This window comes from uncultured Allobaculum sp. (genome assembly GCF_948576815.1).
Taxonomy (GTDB): Bacteria; Bacillota_I; Bacilli_A; order Erysipelotrichales; family Erysipelotrichaceae; genus Allobaculum; species Allobaculum fili.
On the sequence record NZ_CAPAEZ010000015.1, the window covers coordinates 20965 to 40589 of the forward strand.

Genomic DNA, 19625 nt, shown 5'->3' on the forward strand with positions numbered 1-19625 from the left:
GCGCAAAAGGAGATTGCATTATGAACTATAAAACAACACGAAACAGGCTTCTGCAGGCCTCGCTGGCCGGCGGTCTGGTGCTGGGCGGCCTTCCTGTGCATGCGCAGGACATTCAGCCTATGGAAGAAACGCACACCTCCTCCATGCCGCAGACGGGCAGCCCTTCGCAGGACGTATCCTCCATGCCGCTTGAACCGTCTTCCACACCGGACAACACTCCATCCGATAACACTGCGCCTTCCGCTCCGACTGCTGATCCGGCCGCTCCAGAAACGCCGGCAGTCATAACAGAGGAAATCGTGGAAGAAGCGAGCGAACAGGAGGAAGACAAGCCGTCCATGCCTCTTCCGCTCGACAATCACCGCAAGAGCGACGTGAAGCTCAACGGTATTGACATTTCCCGCTGGCAGGACGGTATCGATCCGGCGGCCATGGATGCGGATTTTATCATCTGCAAGGCATCCGGCGGCAACGGCTACCGGGATCCGAAATTTTACGAGTACGCCTCGAGCATTCTTGAAAGCGGCAAGCTGTTTGGCTTTTACCACTTTGCGCATGATCGCGGCTGCGAAGACACGCCGGAAAAGGAAGCTGAATTTTTTTACCGCACAACCCGTGCCTACATCGGCAAGGGCGTGCCGATTCTCGACTTTGAAGCGCGCGATCTGTTAAGCGCGAAAGATACCGACTGGGCGTACCGCTTTGTGAAAGCCTACTACAGTCTGTCCGGCATGAAGTGCATGATTTACATGAGCAGCTATTACACCCGGACGCTGGACTGGAGCCGTCTGGCGGAAGAAGGGTATCCCCTCTGGGTCGCCAACTATGGCCAGAACGAAGTGCAGAACGGCTATCGGGAAAATACGTTTACCGACAGGGCCGGTACGGGCGCCTTTGAGGAATACTGGATGCACCAGTATTCGTCGAGAGGCCGTCTGGAAGGCTACGACGGCGATCTCGATCTCAACAAGTTTTTCGGTTCCGCCGAAGACTGGAAATCGTTATGCACGGTAAACGAAGTGCCTAAGACGATGTATCGCGTCTACAACCCGAATTCCGGCGAACATTTTTACACCGCCGACCGCAACGAATGGGCCTTCTTGTGCGATGCGGGCTGGAAAGATGAAGGCACCGCCTGGCAGCTTCCAGCGACGGGCGAGCCGGTTTTCCGCCTGTACAACCCGAATGCGGGCGACCACCATTACACAATGGATGCCAAAGAGAAAGACGGCCTGATTCGAGCCGGCTGGACGTACGAAGGCATCGGCTGGTATTCCGATCTGAAGGAAGGCACGCCGGTTTACCGTGTCTATAACCCGAATGCCAGAACGGGCTCGCACCACTTCACTACGGTTTCCAACGAATACAGCTATCTGAAAAAAGCCGGCTGGAATCAGGAAGGCATTGCCTGGTACGGCACAGTCGAGGAGAGCAAAGAAGAAAAGACGGTGCGTGAAAACTGGATTTCTTCCTCCGAGCACAATAACAGTTCCTCGCAGAACAAATCGATTCGCGTGGAAACACCCGAACTCAACACCGCATCCAAACGCCGGGCAACCTATCCAGAACGCCCCGGCGAGAACAAAGATACAAAATCGTCCATAACCGTTTCTTCCAATCCCAACGGCATGAAAATTCACGTCCAGGATTAGCGAACCGCAAAAAACGAAATTGTGATCGGAATCCGGATTTGCAAAATTCGAATCCGATTTCTGATCCTCACTGCATACGAAAAGGCTTTGTCTGCCTGCTGCTCGCATTGAACAGCCAGGCGGCAAAGCCTTTTTTGCGAAAGAAAGAAAGTCCAGAAAGAAAAAATCTGAACAGAAAAAATCCGGACAGAGAAAAAGAATGCCGGCACAAAGGACGACATTCTTAAAAGTTCAGAACACCGGATGAAAATCCGTAAAGGAGAATTGATCTTCGTTCTATTTTCCAGAAACTGTTCGAATAGAATCGGAACGATTAGAAATTCGCTTTTGGATCTTCTGGATTTTTGCGCAGTTTCAAAAGGGTTTGGTTCAGAGCACTGGCCGCGTCATTGACAGCCTTCTGACTGGTCGGATTGTCGATCTGCGCTTTGGCAGCCGATGCAGCCTCTGTAAGAGCCGCTTTTCCATCCGCCTTAAAGAGCGACAGGTTGAGCGACTCATACTTGTTATGGGTCAGCCGGACAAACGTCAGGTCGACCAGCGTGAGATTCGAACGGGCGGTATTAAGCGATTCGAGCGCGGCATCGACCGTCTTCTGTTGGGCGTCGCTGTCATTCAGAACGCGTTTTGCCTGATCCAGAGCGGTATTCAGCGCTTCAAATGAAGCTTTTACATAGCTGTGATTTTCATCGGGACGCAGAGCAAGCTGTTCCGCTTCAATCGCATCGACGCGTGCCTGCAAAGCCTCTTTATCCACCACGATTGGCGCGTCTTCAAAGACAGGGGTGTATTCCTTCATGGCATGAACCGGTCCAAACGCAGGCGTCCAGCCTATGAACACTTTGCCCTCGGGAACAGTAACCTCCGAAGCGGCTGGAGCGAGCGTTTCAGCACTCTGGCCGTCTTCGACATACGCCTTCTTCAGGACAGTTGTTCCGTTTTTGAAGGTGACGCTCCACTGGCGCTTCAGCGCGTCTCTGGCTGCCTGCAGTGCGGAGAGTGCAGCCCTGACGTCCTCCTCACTCGCATTCGGATTAGAAACTGTATTCTGGGCGGCTTCCCGTTTCGCCTGCAGGGCGCTCCAGGTCGAAGGTGTCCAGTCGGTTTCATTCAGGGCCGATACTTCGGCAAGCAGGGATTCGAGCTGGGTCTTATCGGGGCTGGTCTTAAGGGAAACGCCGATCCAGGAAAGAATCGGATCCTGATTGTCCGTTTTGGAAAGGGTCAGGGTAATCGTTTCTTCCTGATCAAGATGAATATTGGCGCTGTGCAGCGTTTCTTTCGAACTGGTGACGTTGCAGTCCATGAGTTTGGAAGTGCCTTTGGATGTCGTCACGTCCAGTTTCATCGTGCGGCTGACGCTCCACCAGCCGTTGACGCCGACGTAAATCGTATGGTCGCCTTTAGGAAGCGTCAGCGCATACGAAATCGTCTTGCCGCCTCGCGCCCAGTATCCGCCGGTATACGGGTTTTCCAGACTGGTCTGGGAGAAGGCGACCATGTCGACATCGCCGCTGTTTTCGCCGATTCTCGAGAGCGATCCCCATGTGTTTTCGTCCGTTTTGACTTGTTCGCTGACGGTGTTTTTCATCTGGGAAGAAGACGCGAGAGCGTATTTGTGGGAAAGCGAGTCGGGGTTGTTGCAATCGATCATGTATTCCATGTTTTCCGGAATCAGCTGAACGGAAGCGAAAACCTTCATAGTCTCGTTTTTCGCTTCATCCAGAACGGCAGTGCCGCTAATCGTAACCGTATCGAAGGCTTTATGACTGCTCCACAAATCTTCGTTTTGCCATGTCACCGGATAGCTGGAATGACCGATGGTGACGGTTTCGGGCAGACCGCTCTTGGAGGATGTCGAATACCAGGTGTTTACGGGTTCCGCCTGGCCGTTTGCTTTCATCAGGCGGTCGTATTCTTCGGCCGAAATGGCGATCGGCGTTCCGTGACGGGCGCCGGACGGCATCTTAAAGCCGCTTTCAAGTTTTGTGAAAGTGCCCGAGTCCAGATCGGAAATTTCAAGCGGGTAGTAGCCGATGCCGCCAAAGTCATCCGCCAGCAGGATCCATTTGTCGCTGGCGCTGTCGTCGGCGTTGAGCTTGTAAATGGCCGGACCTTCGACATACTGGTTGGCGTTGAGCGAATCGGAAGCGATGTGGGTGTACTCGCCAAGAAGCGTATCGGATTTTTCCAGGAACAGCGTCTTGGTTTTCGCGCCTAGACTGTTCGTTTCGCCGCCTTCGTTTTTGGTCAGACGGTAGTAGGCATTGTTATGAGCAATAACGGTCGTATCGATTGAAGACTGATCCTTGTCGATCCATACTTGCGGCTCGCTGAACGTGCAGAAGTCACGGGTACGGGTATAGTAGACGCGCTGCTTGGCGTAATTGTCGCCTTTGACTTTGCTGGACCAGTAGACGATGTATTCGCCCGTCAGCGGATCGTACGCAGCTTCCGGGGCCCAGGTGCATCCGGCATCAATCGATGCAGACACTTCGACCAGACGCGGTTCGCCCCAGTCGATGAGGTCATCGGATTCCCAGACGAGCAGGCTTTGCGAGCCGGCTTTCTGGGCGCGATCCCAGTTTCCGTTGCCGTTGATTTTGAGATCGGTGGCGATGATGTAAAACTTGTCGCCTTCGGGAGAACGCAAAATGTACGGGTCTCGGACGCCTTTTTCGCCCAGAGACGATACGAGCGAAGGCTTGCCGTCGTTGAGGTCGTTCCAGTTCAGGCCGTCCTGGCTGGCGGAGAAGTAAATCTGTTCGCCGTCGGCTTTTCCTTCGCCGGTGAAATAGGCGAAGAAATAATCCGTCATTTCCTGCTGCTTCGGCGCGGCCTTGATCGTCAGATCAAAGACTTTGGTTTCGGTTGTGTTCTTGTAGGAAATCGTCGCGGTTAAGGTGACGTTCGTATCGCTTGCCGGACGGGTGATGACGCCGGCAGGAACTTTGCCATAACCAGGGACGCTGGCTTCTTTTTCACTCAGATCGAGAATGCCGTTTCCCGATTCGGACATCGACCAGGTAATCGACGCTTTGCCCAGATGAACGGGCAGCCTGATGTTTCCCTTGATGTTGTCGGCGTTCGGAATGGACAGTTCGGCTTTGGCATCCGAAACAATTTTGTCGGGATCTTCGCCGGGCACGTTCAGATCCAGAACATAGGATGTATCGGTGCCGGTGAAGGCTGCGGTGATGCTTGCTTTCGTATCGGCCAGCGGCATCGTGTACTTGCCGTCTGCGGAAATCGCATCATTTTCCGAAACGCTCCAGGTGACGTTCTGTCCATAGACCTGCGCTGGTAAGTTCAGATCGGAGTCGATCGCATCGACGCTCTTGTTTTTGTTTAAAATCGCCTGCGCCAGGGCGGCTTTCATGCAGTCGTCCTTATTGGGCTCTTCCTTCCAGGCCTGTGCGAGCTCTTCGCTGTTCAGGGCCTTGTTCCACACTTTGAAGGAAGCTGCTGCACCGGAGAAGAGAGGATCGGGCGTATAAAGCGATTTTCCGATATAGCCGTCGCGATCGCCGGTTAAAATCTGGCTCCAGTCTTTGGAGTGGTCGAGTTCGGTGACTTTTTCGCCATCCAGATACACTGTGATCGTATAACCGTCCGAGACGATGGTATACGTATTAAACGCGGTGTTCGAGGCGACTTTGTCGGTATTGACGGGCAGACGGGTTTCGCCGCTTTGCGAGATGGCGGCAAGAATTTTATCCGTGTAGCCGCCCTGTCCGCTCTTTGGCGTCAGGAAGAAATAGTTGTCGACGTTTGGCCATACGCCTTCCTTGCTGCCAAGCGTCAGCAGCCAGTGGCTGGATGTCTGCGGCGCATAGGCGCTCAGGCTGATCGTAAAGGCGTTTCCGTCTTCGATCATGCCCTTGGGCAGCGTGACGTAGCCGTTCTGGCTGAAGCTTAAAATCGAGGCTTCGCCATAGCTTGCGCTGTCGGCACTGTCCAGGCTGGTCAGAGGCGCATCCAGCCCATAGCCGGACTGATCGCGCAGAGCGCTTTCTCCGTCCTGGACATCAAAGGAGAGATCGGTACGCAAAGCGCCGCTATCTTCCAGCATGCGTTTTGGCTTGCCGATGCCTTCGATGATGTACGTCGTAATGGAATTGTCTTTCAGATTTGCGGTTACGGAATGATCATCTTTCGAGGCGAGAGCTTCTTCGCTGACGTCTTTCCATTTTTCGCCCTCTTCCATTGAGCCGCTCGTACGGATCGCGGTGACCTTGCCTGGCGCATGACTGAAATCGCCCAGGTTGAACTGCATCGTCTGTGCGTCGGCTTTGTCGTTGATGGCGACGATGACGGCTTTCTGCTCGTCGGGGTCATAGGCGCAAAGCGTACTGTCGCTGGAAGCGAGAATCGTATAGCCCGGACGGATGTAGCGGGTGAACTGGCCAAAGCCGTAGTACTTCATGGAAAGGGCAAGGCGGCCGGTGTTATGATCGGCAGCCGCGACGCCCCAGTAGCCGCCGGTCTGACCGTTCCAGCCGAGATCTTCGAGCGTGGCTTTATCAATGCCATTGGAAGACGAAATCCAGCTCTGGCCGTATTCGGAATTATCGGCATGCTTGTCGATCAGATTCCAGAAAATCCAGGCGGAGCAGTTGAGGCCGTTGACATCGGTAATGATGCGCTTGCCAAGACCTAAAGCCGCGCTCATTTCGCCGGCATTGCTTCCGGCGGTAAAGCCGCCGTCCACTTCGCTCATCCAGAGATTTTTCTCTTCTTTTTTCGCTAAAGCCTGCAGACCGGCACGGTTGCTTCCGCCATACGTGTGCGTATCGATGCGATCGACTACGGTTTTTGCTTCGCTGCTGAGTGCGTTGTACGTGGTGATCTGCGTATCGATGCTCGTTTCATCAGACGCGCTCAGCTGGAGATCAATGTTCTTTTCTTCCAGCTTTGCGTTGAGACGGACCAGAATCTGCGAAATGGCGTTTGCGTCGAAATGGCAGCCTTCCTGTTTGCTGGAATAGGCGCCCCAGTAATCGGTATTCGGTTCGTTAAACGCCGACGCGCTCTCAAACGTCACTCCGTTTTGATGGAGATGTTCGATGACATCTGCCATGTACGTTGCAAAGGCGTCGTAGCTGTCTGTGCGCAGGTTGTTCTGACTGGCGGTGTAGTTTCCGGAAGAGCAGAGCGATTCCGTCATGAAATACGGCGGGGAATTGGAGAAAATTTCCGCAATGAAATCCTGACCGGACGCCGAAGACGCCGCCTTGAGCACGTTCAGCTGATCCTTGTCGGCCTCCCAGTCATAGTTCCAGGCATATCCGCAGTCTGGATCGACCCGGGTGAAGTTTTCTACATACCAGCTGAGCGGGTGTTCCTCGGTAATGACGATCGGGGTGATGTTGGTGCAGTAGCCGGGGACTGCGGAGTCCGAGCGAATAATGTGGCTCTGATGCAGTCCGGGATCCTGCGTGCCGTCTTCGAGAACCTGATCCTCCGGGATGACCGCCATCTCGATGTAGTCGTGCATGTACGTGTTGGAAGAAGCTGTGTTTCCTCCAAGCTGCAGCGTGTTTTCGCCCTGAGCCAGTTCCACATTTTCGAGAACGGCTATATAAAATTTCACGTTCCCCTGTACGGCCATGATGTTCTTTTCGATTTCCTCTGTGGAAGCGGAGTAAATTTTGTCGTGATTGACTTGCAGGGAAACGCCGCGGTTGTGCGTACCGTCCAGTTTAACCAGCACTTTGACGGTATACGTTCCGGTTTTTTCTGCCTGAACGGTATACGTCAGCATGTCCGCATTGCCTACCGTGCCGTTGATCGGTCCGATCCAGCCGATTTCCTTAAGAGTGCCAAGCTTTGCGCCTTTGAGAAGTCCGAGATCGCGGTCCGTTTTCTGCCAGCGCGTCGAATCGTTGTACGTCTTCGAAGAAATCTGCATTTTGGATCCGCCAAAGGACGGCGCGCTTCCTTCTTCGAGCGTGCACAGAACGGCGTTTTCGTTTGGAGAGAGCGAAGCGATCGTGCTGTCTCCGCCGCCCAGGTTGTAGCGGCCGATGTTCAGATCGAGTCCGTCATCGGAGAAAAACTTCTCTGCCGTGTCCGAAGTCAGGGCTTCGCTTGAGCCGATGCGGTTGGCCCACCAGCAAAGCGAAGTGCCCCAGCCTTCGAATTCGCCCAGGCCGTCGCCGTCCGTATCGTGAAACGGAGACGCTTTGGCAGCCTGTACGCGAACCGTCTGATCCGGAGCGCTTTCTGCAGCCGAAATCGGGAGTACAAAAGCGGAAATGCTTTGCATCGCCATGGCGCCGGAACAGAGCAGACTGAGCAGTCTGTACCTTTTGTTCATATCTTTCCTTTCCTGCTTTTCAGCAAGAAGCCGCCCGGGTCTGCATGGCCTGAAAACGCACAGGCCGGGGGAACAGAGGCAAGCGGCTCCATCTTCTTTATTTTGGCCGGTTAAGCGGTTACATTCAACGGATGTTTAAAAATGGACGTATTCTCATTGCGGATTGTCTATTCGTTTTTTGAAGCAGCCGTTTTCGCGGAACGATTTCAAACGACAATTTCAGACGACATGGGAAAGGACGGTCCAAAGGGCGGATGCGCAGACCGAGCGAAAAGGCGAACGGCTATAAAGTTTTGGTTCTGTCCGGCAAGGATGAACGATGGCAAACTGATTGGTTGAGGAAAGCAGACAGAATGAGAATAAAGGACTTTTTTTCAGGAAAGAGTGTTCAAAAGGAGAAAATCCCGTCCTTTTTGCGCCGTGAGGGTGCCGGTTCTGGATTTTTGGGGGATCCGTTTGACAGGCTATCGGGGGCTTGCTAGTATGAGTGCAACTTACGAAACAGGAAAAAGATAGAGGCAGCGGTGCAGAATAGTACCTTTTGGAGAAGGCATTCGAAGAAGAAAGGGAAAGGCAATCATCGCCGAAAGACAGGTCCGGCAGGGGCTGATCTTGGGCTGCAGGGAAATACTTTGCAGACTCCTTCGGTCGAAGAGGTGTTATCTTAACTTCATCTTTTTGACTGCGGATACCGCAGTTTTTTTCATTTCTGATTTTCGTTTGAATAAGGAGAAGAAAAATACATGAAAAAATCATCGATTGCAGCAGCGGCCATTGCCATGATGATGCTTGCCGGATGCTCATCTGCACCAGCGCAGACCAGCGACAGTTCCAATACCTTTACCGTCGGCATGGAATGCGGCTACGCCCCGTTTAACTGGCAGACCACAACCGAAACCGATACGACGGTTCCTCTGGCCAGCGGCGCCGGCTACTGCGACGGCTACGACGTTCGCATTTCCCGCAAGCTCGCCGACGAAATGGGCAAGGATCTTGTCATTAAAAAAATCGACTGGGACGGCCTGCAGCCAGCCCTTGAATCCGGTGAAATTGATGCCATCGTTGCCGGAATGACCGCAAACGAAGAACGTGAAGAAGGCATTGACTTCACAACCCCGTATTCCGAAAGCGAAATGGTCATGATCGTACCGAAGGATTCCGAAGCCGCTTCCTTTACCGATATTCAGCAGTTCTCCGGCCACAAAGTCATCGGCCAGAAAAACACCAACTACGATACCGTCATCGATCAGATCGACGGCGTTATCCACGTCGTTCCAAAAGCACGCTATCCGGAGCTGATTCTGGCTCTGCAGTCCGGAGAAGCCGAAGCGATTACCGCTGAGCTTCCGGTTGCCAAAGGCATCGTGCAGGCCAACCCGGATCTGACGTACATCACGTTTGAAGACGGCAAGGGCTTTGATGTCGATACATCCGTATCCATCGGTCTGAAAAACAATACCCGCGATACCGAAAGCTTCAAAGCCGTTCAGGACGCTTTAGACAAAATCACAACCGAAGAGCGCGAATCCATGATGCAGGATGCCGTACTGAACGCGCCGACGACTGGTGAATAAGCCGTATGAGTATTGACTGGTCTTACGCCTGGCGGGCGCTCGTCAATAACTGGCCGATGTTCTGGCACGGTGTCGAAGTTACGATCGCCTTTGCGATCGTCGGCACAGTGTTCGGTTTTCTGATCGGTCTGATTGTCGGCGCCATCCGCTCCGTTCCTGTTGATCCGCTCGATTCTTCCTTCATGAAAGGACTGAAGAAGTTCGGACGCGGCATCACCGGCCTGTACATCTGGGTTTTCCGCGGTACGCCGATGATGATTCAGGCCTGCTTCATTTATTACCTTCTGCTTCCAGTCATTCACTGGAATGCGATTACGGCCGGTTTTGTGATCATCTCGATCAACACCGGCGCCTACATGGCTGAAATTCTGCGTTCTGGCATCCAGTCCGTAGATCCCGGCCAGTTAGAAGCCTGCAAAGCGGTCGGCATGTCCAGCTTCCAGGCCATGGTCTCGGTTATTTTCCCGCAGGCCATCAAAAATACCTTCCCGGCTATCGGCAACCAGCTGATCGTCAATCTGAAAGACTCCTGCATGATGAACGCTATTTCCGTAACGGAGCTGTTCTTCCAGTCGTCTTCCATCGCGGGAAGCAACATGCGTTTCGCGGAAATTTACCTCGATACAGCCGTTCTGTATCTGGTTCTTACGACGCTCGCTACCTGGCTGCTCAGCTTCATTGAGCGCAGGATGAACGCCCGCGAAAACGAAGGAAAAGAAAAGAAGAAACTTTTCATGGAGATGTCCTCATGAGTGAACCTGTAATTCGTGTCAGTCATTTAAAGAAGAGCTTTGGCAAGCAGGAAGTTCTTCACGATATCGACTTCTCCATTAACAAAGGCGAAGTAGTCTCCATCATCGGATCTTCGGGATCCGGCAAGAGTACGCTTCTTCGCTGCATCAACCTGCTCGAAATCCCGGATTCGGGAACGATCACGTTCCACGGTCAGGACATTCTCAAAGGCGATCTGAACGGCTATCGTTCGAAAGTCGGCATGGTTTTCCAGAACTTCAACCTCTTTCAGAACAAGAGCGTTCTGGACAACTGTGTTCTCGGTCAGCGCAAGGTGCTCAAGCGCTCCAGGGAAGAAGCGGTCGCCATCGCCAAAACGCATCTCGATCGCGTAGGTATGTCGAACTTCCTCGATAAGGGAGCCACCAAGCTTTCCGGCGGTCAGAAACAGCGCGTCGCGATTGCCAGAGCACTGTCCATGGATCCGGAAGTGCTGCTGTTCGATGAACCGACGTCCGCGCTCGACCCGGAAATGGTCGGCGAAGTTCTCGAAGTCATGAAAGACCTGGCCAAGTCCGGTCTGACGATGATCGTCGTAACGCATGAAATGCAGTTTGCGAAAGATGTATCCGATCGCGTCATTTTCATGGATCAGGGCGTCATCGCCGAAGAAGGCACGCCGGATGAAGTCTTCGAACATCCGAAAAACGAAAGAACGAAACATTTCCTTTCCCGCTTTCGCCAGACGACGCTTGAAAAAGAAGACTAGAACCGACTCTGTTCTCTCTTCAATCTGAATTTAAATCGCTCGGTATGACCCGTTGAGGTCATGCCGGGTTTTTTTGTGCCCAAAACGGAGGGGACTGGACGGAACTGCACGAATCAGAATCCGCAGGCGGTCATGGATTCGGCCTAAAATAGACGCATACTGCGTCGGGTATACAGTTTTTGATTCCGTGGCGAAACGGGAAATACGGCCCGACAAAGGCATTGACATCGGAAATGCCAAGCTGTATCTTTGTATTACCCAAGTGATACAGATAAGACAGAGGGAAGAGATTATGGACTATTCATTTCGAAACGACTCGCCTGTATATCTGCAGCTGGCTTCTATTCTCGAAGGCGCCATCGTTCGGGGAGAATTCGCCCCTGGCGATAAGCTGCCGTCCGTTCGGGAAATTGCACTCGAAAGCCGGACAAATATCAATACTGTTCAGAAAGCGCTGGCCAGGCTGGAGAGTCAGGGCCTGATTGGAACACGGCGTACCAGCGGAAAGTACGTCTGCGACAATCCGGAAACCCTGGCAGGACAAAAAAGAGAAGCCGCAAAAACGCTCTGCGAAACGTTTTTGCGTGGAATGCAGGCTCTTGGATTTTCCGCGTCAGAAAGCATCCGCCTTCTGAAGGAAGGAGTAAATGATGGAACTGAACGTTCGTCATCTCAGTAAATCGTATGGAAACCGCCCGGTGCTTCAGGATGTGTCGTTTACGCTCGAACCCGGACAGATTACCGGTCTGCTTGGCCCGAACGGCGCTGGAAAAAGTACGCTGATCAAGTGCATCAACGATCTGCTCGTCTATGAGCAGGGAGAGATTTCCGCCGATGGAAAGAAGCTGGATCCCTCGGATCATCTGCGCATTTCCTATTTGCCGGAAAAAACGTATCTGGATTTGAACGCCAACGGAAAGGAAACTCTTCGCTTTTTTGAAAAGTTCTATCCGGATTTTGATCGCAAAAAAGCCTGCCGGCTCATGGAAGCGATGGATCTGGATCTGAATCAGCCGATTAAATCGATGTCCAAGGGCATGCAGGAAAAGCAGCAGCTGATTCTGGTACTAAGCCGCAAGGCCGAACTGTATATTCTCGATGAGCCGATCGGCGGTGTCGATCCGGTCGCGAGACAGAAAATTCTCGATCTGATTCTGGAACATTCCAGTCCGGAAGCATCCATTCTGATCAGCACGCATATGATCGGCGAAATTGAACGCATCCTCGATCGGGCGCTCATTTTGCGGCACGGAAAAATCGTTCTGGACGAAGACGCGGATACGCTTCGTCAGAAACAGGGAAAATCGCTGGAACAGATTTTCGTGGAGACACTGCTATGAAAAAACTGACCGAAACCTTTACTGCCCAGATCGGAAAGCGTCTGCTTCCGGTCTGGCTGATTCAGCTGATCGTTTATAGCGTATGGCTTATTCTGGTCAGTCTGGACTGGAGCGGCCGCTTTTATTCGCTGCTCTGTCATCTGCTTTTGATTGCGGTATTTGTGATGAGCGCGGCGCTGGTCTTCTAAGCGTTTTTTCAAATCTGGAAGCTGTTTGCGGACTGCTTTTACAGCGCCAGAGCGTATCTCATTCGTACGCTGCCTTACAGCCGGAAAACCATTTACTGGTCCTGGTTTGTGACGAGTCTGCTTACGCTTCTGCTTCTGATCGCGCTTTTTACGGCTATGGTGGCCCTGCCGTTTGTTCTGCACGATTTCGCGGAAATTCAGACTGGGGGCATTCTGGATGTCGATGCACGCCAGATGGTCCTGGCGTTTGTCATTGAGGTGATTGTCCAGTGGATCGCCTATATGCTTTCCGGCGCCTTCGGCATAGCCTATGGCCACAGAAACGGCCGCTCGGAGTGGCTGATTTTCATCGCGACCGGCATTGCGTGCGCGCTGATCGTACAGCTGACTGCGGCGGGCCTGCTGTTTGTGTTCGAACCCGGTTTCATTTCACTTCTGGACAGTCCGACAATTCAAGGCGCGGATCTGGTTCGAATCATTTACAAGATGGCGCTGGCCTTTCTGCTTCTGGATGGCATACTGGCTTTTCTTTGCGCAAGACGCGTGGAAAAGCACGCGGATGTGGAGGAAGTCCGGTCGCCTGAAATCCTTTTGAAACGTCTGTATGGAAGAAAACGTTTTTCGCTTTTGAAGTATGTGTACAAAACGGCGCCTGTTTCTCTCGAATGAAACAGGCGCCGCCGTTTTTAAAAGCGCCAGGCATGCCCGGTGAAAAGAAGGCTTTTAAGCAAACTATCCATGCCTGAAAATGCGGGCAGAAAATTGGTTTTTCAAGGCGGGTCGAAGCGCATATCGCTATAATAAAGAGGATAAACCAGGAGGAAATATTGAAATGGTTAAAAAACCTGTAGTTCTTGTTGTCATGGACGGCGTAGGTCTGTCTGACAACGTTCTTGGAAATGCCGTAAAAATGGCATACAAACCGCATCTCGACAAACTCTGGGAAACCTGCCCGCACACAGAACTGCGTGCGCACGGTCTGGCTGTAGGTCTGCCTACAGACGGCGACATGGGCAACTCGGAAGTTGGTCACAACGCCATCGGAAGCGGACAGATTTACTCGCAGGGTGCCAAACTCGTTAACGAGAACATCGAATCCGGCGAAATGTTCGAATCCGCTGCATGGAAAGAACTCGTAAACAACGTAAAGGAACACGATTCCACCATGCATTTCCTTGGCCTTCTTTCGGACGGCAACGTTCATTCCCATATCAATCATCTGAAGGCTCTGATCGCTCAGGCGAAAAAAGAAGGCGTGAAACGCGTACGTCTGCACATCCTGCTCGACGGACGTGACGTTCCGGAAACGAGCGCACTGAAATACGTCGATGAAATCGAAAGCTTCATGAACGATCTCAACGATGCCGACTTCGACGCTCAGATCGCTTCCGGCGGCGGACGCATGAAAATCACGATGGACCGTTACGAAGCCAACTGGCCAATGGTTGAAGAAGGCTGGAAGATTCACGTGCGCGGCCTTGGACGCAATTTCAAATCCGCAACCGAAGCCATTGAAACGTACCGTGCAGAAACCGGCGTCGTTGACCAGGACCTGCCAGGCTTTGTCGTTGTCGATGAAAACGGCGATCCGAAAGGAACGATCAATGACAACGATTCCGTTATCCTCTTCAACTTCCGCGGCGACCGCGCTCAGGAAATTTCCATCGCTTTCGATGCCGATGAATCGTTCGACAAGTTCGATCGCGTAAAAGTTCCTAACGTAAAATTTGCGGGCATGCTGCAGTACGATGCCGATGCGCAGATTCCGAAGAAATACCTCACGGAACCGCCAAAAATCCATTACACGCTGACCGAACAGCTCGTTAATGCCGGCATCAGCGAATACGCCATTTCCGAAACCCAGAAATACGGTCACGTAACGTACTTCTGGAACGGAAACCGTGCCGCTAAGTTCTCCGAAGAACTCGAAGAATACGTAGAAATCGAATCCGATGTAATCCCGTTCGAGCAGCGTCCGTGGATGAAATCCGCTCAGATTACCGACAAGCTCTGCGAAGCCATCCGTTCGGGCAAGTACGACTTCCTGCGGACGAACTATCCAAACGGCGACATGGTTGGCCATACCGGCAGCCTGGAAGCCACAATTATCGGTGTCGAATCCGTTGACCTCGCCCTTGGCCGCGTCATCGAAGCTGTTAAAGCCGTAAACGGCGTTCTGCTCGTTACCGCCGACCATGGCAATGCCGATGAAATGTATGAGAAGCCAAAGAAAGCCGGCGCTCCGCTCAAGGCGAAAACTTCCCATACCCTCAACAAGGTTCCGTTCATCGTCTACAACTACGACTGCAAGCTCAAGCAGGACGATGACATGGGTCTTTCCAACATCGCAGCAACCGTCTGCGAAATTCTTGGCGTAAAACCCAACGAACACTGGAGATCTTCCATCATCGAATCCGCAGAATAATCGAAAGAGCTGCGGCCCGGTCGAACCTGTTTGATGCATTCAAGACCTCTCTGCCTGAAGATCTTTTCCAGATCCAGAAGGACAGAGAGGCCTTTGCTTTTGCGCCTGGAAAAAGCAGGCAGGGATGCAGAAAAGGCGCTGGTACGCTTTGATCGGGTTTCGATCGATGCGCTGCCAGCGCCTCTATGGGTTTAAAAAGGTCTGTAAACGATTGGAAAGGGGAACGGCTACCGTCTTCGAAAACGGCCAGAGCGGCGTCCCGCAAAATCGGATTCGGGGCCGTCTGCATCTTCGTTGTCCTCTTCCTCATTTTCCTCATCAAGGGGATCATCGTCTTCATAAATTTCAAACTGGACGCCCTCTTCACTGACGTCATAGTTTTCTTCCTCATCTGAAGCCGGCCGGCTGCGATAAGGATCGTAAATATTGGGAAGCCGGAATGCCGGAAACACCATGATGATCAAAACCGCGTAGCGGACGAGTTCAAAAATCAGAAACAGAATGAAGGCGCTGTCGGGGTAGACGGTCGTATCGCTTTTCCAGTAGCGATACAAAATGAACAGGCCATAGGTGAGAATCAGAAGCTGACCGCCCAGAGCCGCGTACAGACTCTTTTTCGAGCCCGGGTATTTTAAATAGTAGAAGAAAATCGGCAGCGTCCATAAGGCGGCGGTCAGAATGCATAAGGTAAACATCAGACCAGTCGCGAAGACGGATCCGTTGTCGATGGAAACGAATCGGTTCTGGAAGAGATGCACCAGAATCGGAAAGACGATCAGCTCGCCATATACCCCGATCGCCATGCGAATGGCGGCTCTTGGATATTTCGAAGACAGTGCCTTGCGGGCTCTGGCCTGCCGTTCAAGCCGAAGCTGTTCTTCACGCTCTGGATTTCCCTGCAAATCGGGGGAAGACTGTGCGGAGCGCGCGGTCTGGCGACTGGTTTTTCTTTCCTGTGCTTCCCAGTCCGCTTGCGAACTTCGCGGGGATGCGCTTGAGAAGTCCGGGTCGGGCCGGTTTCGAAGCGGGGTGCGAGAAGGCTGGGGCTGCGCAGAGTTCGATCCGTAATCCGCTGCACCATTCGTTTGAAAGCCGGCGGACCGTGCCGGAGCGCTTCTTCGTGTCTCCGGCTGCACAGCGGTCTGTGCTCCCGGTCGGGTCGGCGATGGCTGCCGGTGCGCTTGTGCGGAAGCGGCTCTGGCCTGCTGCTCCCGAGCACGGCGGGCGTTTCGGGCACGGGCCTGATCTCTTCGCTGCTCTTCCTGCGGAAGGAAGAGAACGTGGTCGTAATAAATGCGGCCAAACCAGGAATCAAAGAGCCAGTTTTTAAACCACATCAGTAAAAAGCCTTTGATCAGAACGAGCGCGCACCAGACGAGATAAAACACAAAGAAGCTGGTGTGCCGGAAAAGGTCATAGACGAGCCAGCCCGCAAACAGAAACTCGGCGGCAATGCCCAGATTAAACAGCGAGCGGGACGCTTTTTTGCCAAACGCGGCTAGAAAGAAGATGCCCAGCCACATGGCCAGCTCCACAAACAGCGTCATCATGTACAGCGAGTTGAAATAGGGCGGTTTGGAAAAGAGCGGCTGGTTTAAAATGGAATACAGGGCCAGCGAGCAGATGCAGAGAATGCCATAGCTCAGTATGAGCATGCTCTGTATGCGCTGCTTCGCTTTTTTAAAATAGTAAAGGTCTTCTCGACGGCGTGAAGGCGCCGGAGAAGCGCGTCGTGTTGAAGAATTTTGTCTTGGATTCATACCATTAAGCGTAACACGATCCAAAACATCATTCCAATGCGTCGAAAAGGACTGTTTTGTTAAACTGTACAAAGAACGGGTCCGTTTTAAGACGGCGAAAAAAGAGAAGCTGCACCTAGAATTTGTCGATCGGAATGTCTCGAGAAAAAGAGAGCTTTTCCTCCGCAATGAGGTCATATGGCGGGCAAAAGAGATCGCGAAAACGGGTGAAGCCTGAACGTAAAAAGGAGAAAAGACAATGGCAGAAATGTATTCCGTAATTTATCGAACGGTAGATGAGAAGGGGCTGGCGTGCGCCATGAAAAGCGGCGCGCTTGAAGTTCTGGCTACGCCGCAGATGATCGCCTGGATGGAAGAAGCCAGCTGCTTGCTGAACGATGTGGAAGAGGGATGGACCACCGTCGGCATCCATATGGATACGACGCACGACGCACCTAGTCCTCTGCATGCCCGCATTCGCATCGTCAGTCATCTTCTCGAAAAGAAGGGCCGCATTTCCAGATTTGAAGTCAGCGCCTGGCAGGGCGACAAATGTCTGGGTAAAGGTCATCATGAACGGGTGGACGTGAACGCGGAAAAATTCATGAGCCGTCTGAAGTAAGGTGCCGGCCTGCCAGCTTCCCGACGGAACGGCGGCGTTTCGCCCTTCGGCTTTTCTGGTTTCAAAAAGCGGGCATCTAATGTAAAGCGGGCATCAAATATTATATAGAAAGCAAATATAGACTCTGGAAGAAACTGCAGATCCAGAAGCGAATACAAAACGAAAACATACGAAGACCAAAGCCCGGCTGTTCATGGGAAAACCTATGGAACCGCCGGGCGTTTGTGTATCGTTTTGAATCGTTCTGGAAAAAATGGATATCCGTGCCAGGAATCGGGAGAAAGGCATTTTCCTCACGCAGCTTGCGTCGCAAGAAGGCCTGCTCTTCTGAAAGAACAAGGCAGGCAATGCAGGCGGGCGACCGGCTCTTCGTACACTTCATCCGTATACGGAGCAGCCGGAATGGACAGCGCCTGAAACGCAGGTTCTAACGGATACAGCCGGTCGGGGTGACCGTCGATCGTATTGATCGCATACGAAGTCTGACCGCCATCGAGAACGCCCTGAATCTGGGCCTGGAGCGTCTGGGGAGACATCAAGCCAAAGCCCTGCAGGGATACGCAAAGACTGCTGTCGTATTCCTGCGGCGGATATTTGGCGAGCTGACTCGTGAATGCCTGCAGCACATCGTGCGCGCTGCCGAACACTTCGATGCCGTAGTTGGCGCTTAACAGCTGCAGATTTTGTAAATAGGGAAGCACGTACAGACGGTTAGCCGCCTGCCGCATACCCTGAAAGGACTGTCCGCTTTCCAAATTGATTTCGTCGTAAACGGCATCCGGTTCCAGCGTCGCCCCAGTATAGACGTGCTTTTCTTCCAGCAGATTGCGCGCTTCATACAGAAAGCCGTCAATCTGTTCGGTGCGCCCGGGCAAATTCGGATCGGTCAGACCGGCTCTGCCTGCGGGAAAGCGCAGCGAATCAAACTGGATTTCCTGAAAGCCGATCGAGCAGGCTTCCAGCGCCAGATCGAGATTGTACTGCCACACCCTGTGCTCATACGGACTGGTCCAGTACGATCCTTCCAGCAGAGCCGGCGTACCGTTTTCCTCACACAGGGCAAGATCCGGCCGGCTCTGGGCGAGAAGGGGATCGAGGAACGTTTCCAGGCGGGCGGCCATAAAAATGCCTTTGGCTTTCAGGCGGTCGACTAAAGCGCGGAAACTGTCCATATCGATGGCCCAGGGCTGGGCGGCATCGATGTCATCACCCAAAAAGGCAGAAGCGGTATCGGAAAGATAGGACAGCTTTCCGTTTTCATCCTTGAGCGTAACGATCAGCGTGTTGAAGTCGTTTCGTGTCATATAGTCTTCAATCTGGGAAGAATAGTCGAACAGAACAGGAAGGGAAACGTTCAGAGCGCGTTCCGGATCGGGAAGCGAGTTTTCTTTCCAGTCCGGCTGGGGGCAGGCTTCCTTGCCCAGAGAAGCAGCTTCGGGTATGTCTTTCTGGAATTCTTTGGCGGGTGCTGTCGACGCATTGGAATAGGCCAGCCACAGCACGACAGAACCGGGAATATATCCAGTCAGCGGCTGGAAAGAAGCGTCATCCTCTGTTGAATTCGGGAGCGTTTCGATCTGATACCAGCGCAGCAGCCCGGCACTCGCATCGTAATCGTCGAGATCAGCGTCGATCACTTTAAAGGGCGTGCCCGGCTGGATATACGCTTCTTCGAGCGGGCCGTCCTTGGTCTTGCGCAGCCAGACTTTGCGATTGACGCTTGCGCGCGAAGGTGTCATAGCCTGGAGCTGATCGCGTGAGAGATGGGAATTATCGATTTCGAGAATCTCTCCGTCGGCTTCGATGCTCGAAAGGTGTGCCCCGCCGGCAACCAGACGCACTTCCTGTCCGCGCGTGAGCGAAAACTGTCTCGTCTCGATTTCACCGTTTTCAATGTAGGGCGAATCAATTTTCAGAATCGGGGTTTCGCTCTGTATGTAGCGGACTGGATACATCCGCTCATGCAGAAAGGGAAAGAAGGTCAGCGAGACGACGATCGAAGCAATGGCGAGCGAGCCCATAAGAAACGTCAGGCATGCGCGTCGTAATAAAGAATTCCTGTTCATCATTCTCAATTTACCACAATCCCAAAATAAACGTAAATATGGCCAAAAAAGGGTGAAGACAGCCAAAATGAACCGAAAAAGAAGGCATGGAGTGGGGAACCCTGATCAAATTTAGCAGATTTTTGGTTTTTTATCTCTTTTATAACAATGCTGTTCACTTAAGCTTCACAAGCTCACTTACAAATCAGGTTAGTTCCTC

At 52.7% G+C, this 19625-nt stretch carries 13 protein-coding genes and 1 riboswitch; of the genes, 10 read left to right on the forward strand and 3 right to left on the reverse strand.

Annotation, left to right across the window (positions count from 1 at the left end; genetic code table 11):
* Positions 1-20: 20 nt before the first annotated feature.
* Complete coding sequence (locus Q2J39_RS03295) at positions 21-1652, forward strand: GH25 family lysozyme (RefSeq protein ID WP_288339112.1); 1632 nt, start codon at positions 21-23, stop codon at positions 1650-1652.
* Positions 1653-1965: 313 nt separating this feature from the next.
* On the opposite strand, the gene Q2J39_RS03300 is transcribed toward Q2J39_RS03295, so the two are convergent.
* On the reverse strand, positions 1966-7971 hold the full coding sequence (locus Q2J39_RS03300; RefSeq protein ID WP_288339113.1) for a glycoside hydrolase: 6006 nt from the start codon (positions 7969-7971) through the stop codon (positions 1966-1968).
* Positions 7972-8476: 505 nt separating this feature from the next.
* Positions 8477-8641, forward strand: a riboswitch (Lysine riboswitch).
* A gap of 73 nt (positions 8642-8714) precedes the next feature.
* On the opposite strand from Q2J39_RS03300, the gene Q2J39_RS03305 reads away from it, so the two are divergent.
* The 8 genes from Q2J39_RS03305 (at position 8715) to gpmI (ending at position 14999) form a co-directional block, all read left to right on the forward strand.
* Positions 8715-9545 (forward strand): transporter substrate-binding domain-containing protein, encoded by an 831-nt coding sequence (locus Q2J39_RS03305; protein ID WP_230268291.1) that lies wholly within the window; start codon positions 8715-8717, stop codon positions 9543-9545.
* Positions 9546-9550: 5 nt separating this feature from the next.
* Positions 9551-10297 (forward strand): amino acid ABC transporter permease, encoded by a 747-nt coding sequence (locus Q2J39_RS03310; RefSeq protein WP_230268290.1) that lies wholly within the window; start codon positions 9551-9553, stop codon positions 10295-10297.
* A complete protein-coding gene (locus tag Q2J39_RS03315; RefSeq protein ID WP_288339114.1) occupies positions 10294-11046 on the forward strand; it encodes an amino acid ABC transporter ATP-binding protein in 753 nt (250 codons plus the stop codon). Before Q2J39_RS03310 ends, Q2J39_RS03315 begins: the two co-directional genes overlap by 4 nt.
* Positions 11047-11338: 292 nt before the next feature.
* Positions 11339-11725 (forward strand): GntR family transcriptional regulator, encoded by a 387-nt coding sequence (locus Q2J39_RS03320; protein WP_288339115.1) that lies wholly within the window; start codon positions 11339-11341, stop codon positions 11723-11725.
* Positions 11694-12386, forward strand: coding sequence for an ABC transporter ATP-binding protein (locus Q2J39_RS03325; RefSeq protein WP_288339116.1), 693 nt, complete (start codon positions 11694-11696; stop codon positions 12384-12386). Before Q2J39_RS03320 ends, Q2J39_RS03325 begins: the two co-directional genes overlap by 32 nt.
* On the forward strand, positions 12383-12574 hold the full coding sequence (locus Q2J39_RS03330) for a hypothetical protein (RefSeq protein WP_230268417.1): 192 nt from the start codon (positions 12383-12385) through the stop codon (positions 12572-12574). The genes Q2J39_RS03325 and Q2J39_RS03330 overlap by 4 nt, the downstream gene beginning before the upstream one ends.
* Positions 12575-12682: 108 nt before the next feature.
* The gene (locus tag Q2J39_RS03335) at positions 12683-13243 is read left to right on the forward strand and encodes a hypothetical protein (protein WP_230268416.1); all 561 of its coding nucleotides are present in this window, start codon (positions 12683-12685) and stop codon (positions 13241-13243) included.
* A gap of 163 nt (positions 13244-13406) precedes the next feature.
* The gene (gene gpmI, locus Q2J39_RS03340; RefSeq protein WP_230268415.1) at positions 13407-14999 is read left to right on the forward strand and encodes a 2,3-bisphosphoglycerate-independent phosphoglycerate mutase; all 1593 of its coding nucleotides are present in this window, start codon (positions 13407-13409) and stop codon (positions 14997-14999) included.
* 227 nt (positions 15000-15226) lie between these two features.
* On the opposite strand, the gene Q2J39_RS03345 is transcribed toward gpmI, so the two are convergent.
* A complete protein-coding gene (locus tag Q2J39_RS03345) occupies positions 15227-16654 on the reverse strand; it encodes a hypothetical protein (protein WP_230268414.1) in 1428 nt (475 codons plus the stop codon).
* A 343-nt stretch (positions 16655-16997) separates the two neighbouring features.
* Here Q2J39_RS03345 and Q2J39_RS03350 point away from each other — a divergent pair, with 343 nt between their 5' ends.
* Complete coding sequence (locus Q2J39_RS03350) at positions 16998-17360, forward strand: thioesterase family protein (RefSeq protein ID WP_230268413.1); 363 nt, start codon at positions 16998-17000, stop codon at positions 17358-17360.
* 293 nt (positions 17361-17653) lie between these two features.
* Here the strand turns inward: Q2J39_RS03350 and Q2J39_RS03355 are convergent, their stop codons facing one another.
* Positions 17654-19381, reverse strand: coding sequence for a putative glycoside hydrolase (locus tag Q2J39_RS03355; protein ID WP_300925326.1), 1728 nt, complete (start codon positions 19379-19381; stop codon positions 17654-17656).
* Positions 19382-19625: the final 244 nt, after the last annotated feature.

Excerpts from the sequence above, each read along its gene's own strand:
- Q2J39_RS03320 (WP_288339115.1), top strand. The coding sequence starts at position 11,339 with ATGGACTATTCATTTCGAAACGACTCGCCTGTATATCTGCAGCTGGCT.
- Q2J39_RS03345 (WP_230268414.1), bottom strand. The coding sequence starts at position 16,654 with ATGCTCATACTGAGCTATGGCATTCTCTGCATCTGCTCGCTGGCCCTG.
- Q2J39_RS03315 (WP_288339114.1), top strand. The coding sequence starts at position 10,294 with ATGAGTGAACCTGTAATTCGTGTCAGTCATTTAAAGAAGAGCTTTGGC.
- Q2J39_RS03325 (WP_288339116.1), top strand. The coding sequence starts at position 11,694 with ATGATGGAACTGAACGTTCGTCATCTCAGTAAATCGTATGGAAACCGC.
- Q2J39_RS03330 (WP_230268417.1), top strand. The coding sequence starts at position 12,383 with ATGAAAAAACTGACCGAAACCTTTACTGCCCAGATCGGAAAGCGTCTG.
- Q2J39_RS03305 (WP_230268291.1), top strand. The coding sequence starts at position 8,715 with ATGAAAAAATCATCGATTGCAGCAGCGGCCATTGCCATGATGATGCTT.
- Q2J39_RS03350 (WP_230268413.1), top strand. The coding sequence starts at position 16,998 with ATGGCAGAAATGTATTCCGTAATTTATCGAACGGTAGATGAGAAGGGG.
- Q2J39_RS03295 (WP_288339112.1), top strand. The coding sequence starts at position 21 with ATGAACTATAAAACAACACGAAACAGGCTTCTGCAGGCCTCGCTGGCC.
- Q2J39_RS03355 (WP_300925326.1), bottom strand. The coding sequence starts at position 19,381 with ATGGGCTCGCTCGCCATTGCTTCGATCGTCGTCTCGCTGACCTTCTTT.
- Q2J39_RS03300 (WP_288339113.1), bottom strand. The coding sequence starts at position 7,971 with ATGAACAAAAGGTACAGACTGCTCAGTCTGCTCTGTTCCGGCGCCATG.
- Q2J39_RS03310 (WP_230268290.1), top strand. The coding sequence starts at position 9,551 with ATGAGTATTGACTGGTCTTACGCCTGGCGGGCGCTCGTCAATAACTGG.
- gpmI (WP_230268415.1), top strand. The coding sequence starts at position 13,407 with ATGGTTAAAAAACCTGTAGTTCTTGTTGTCATGGACGGCGTAGGTCTG.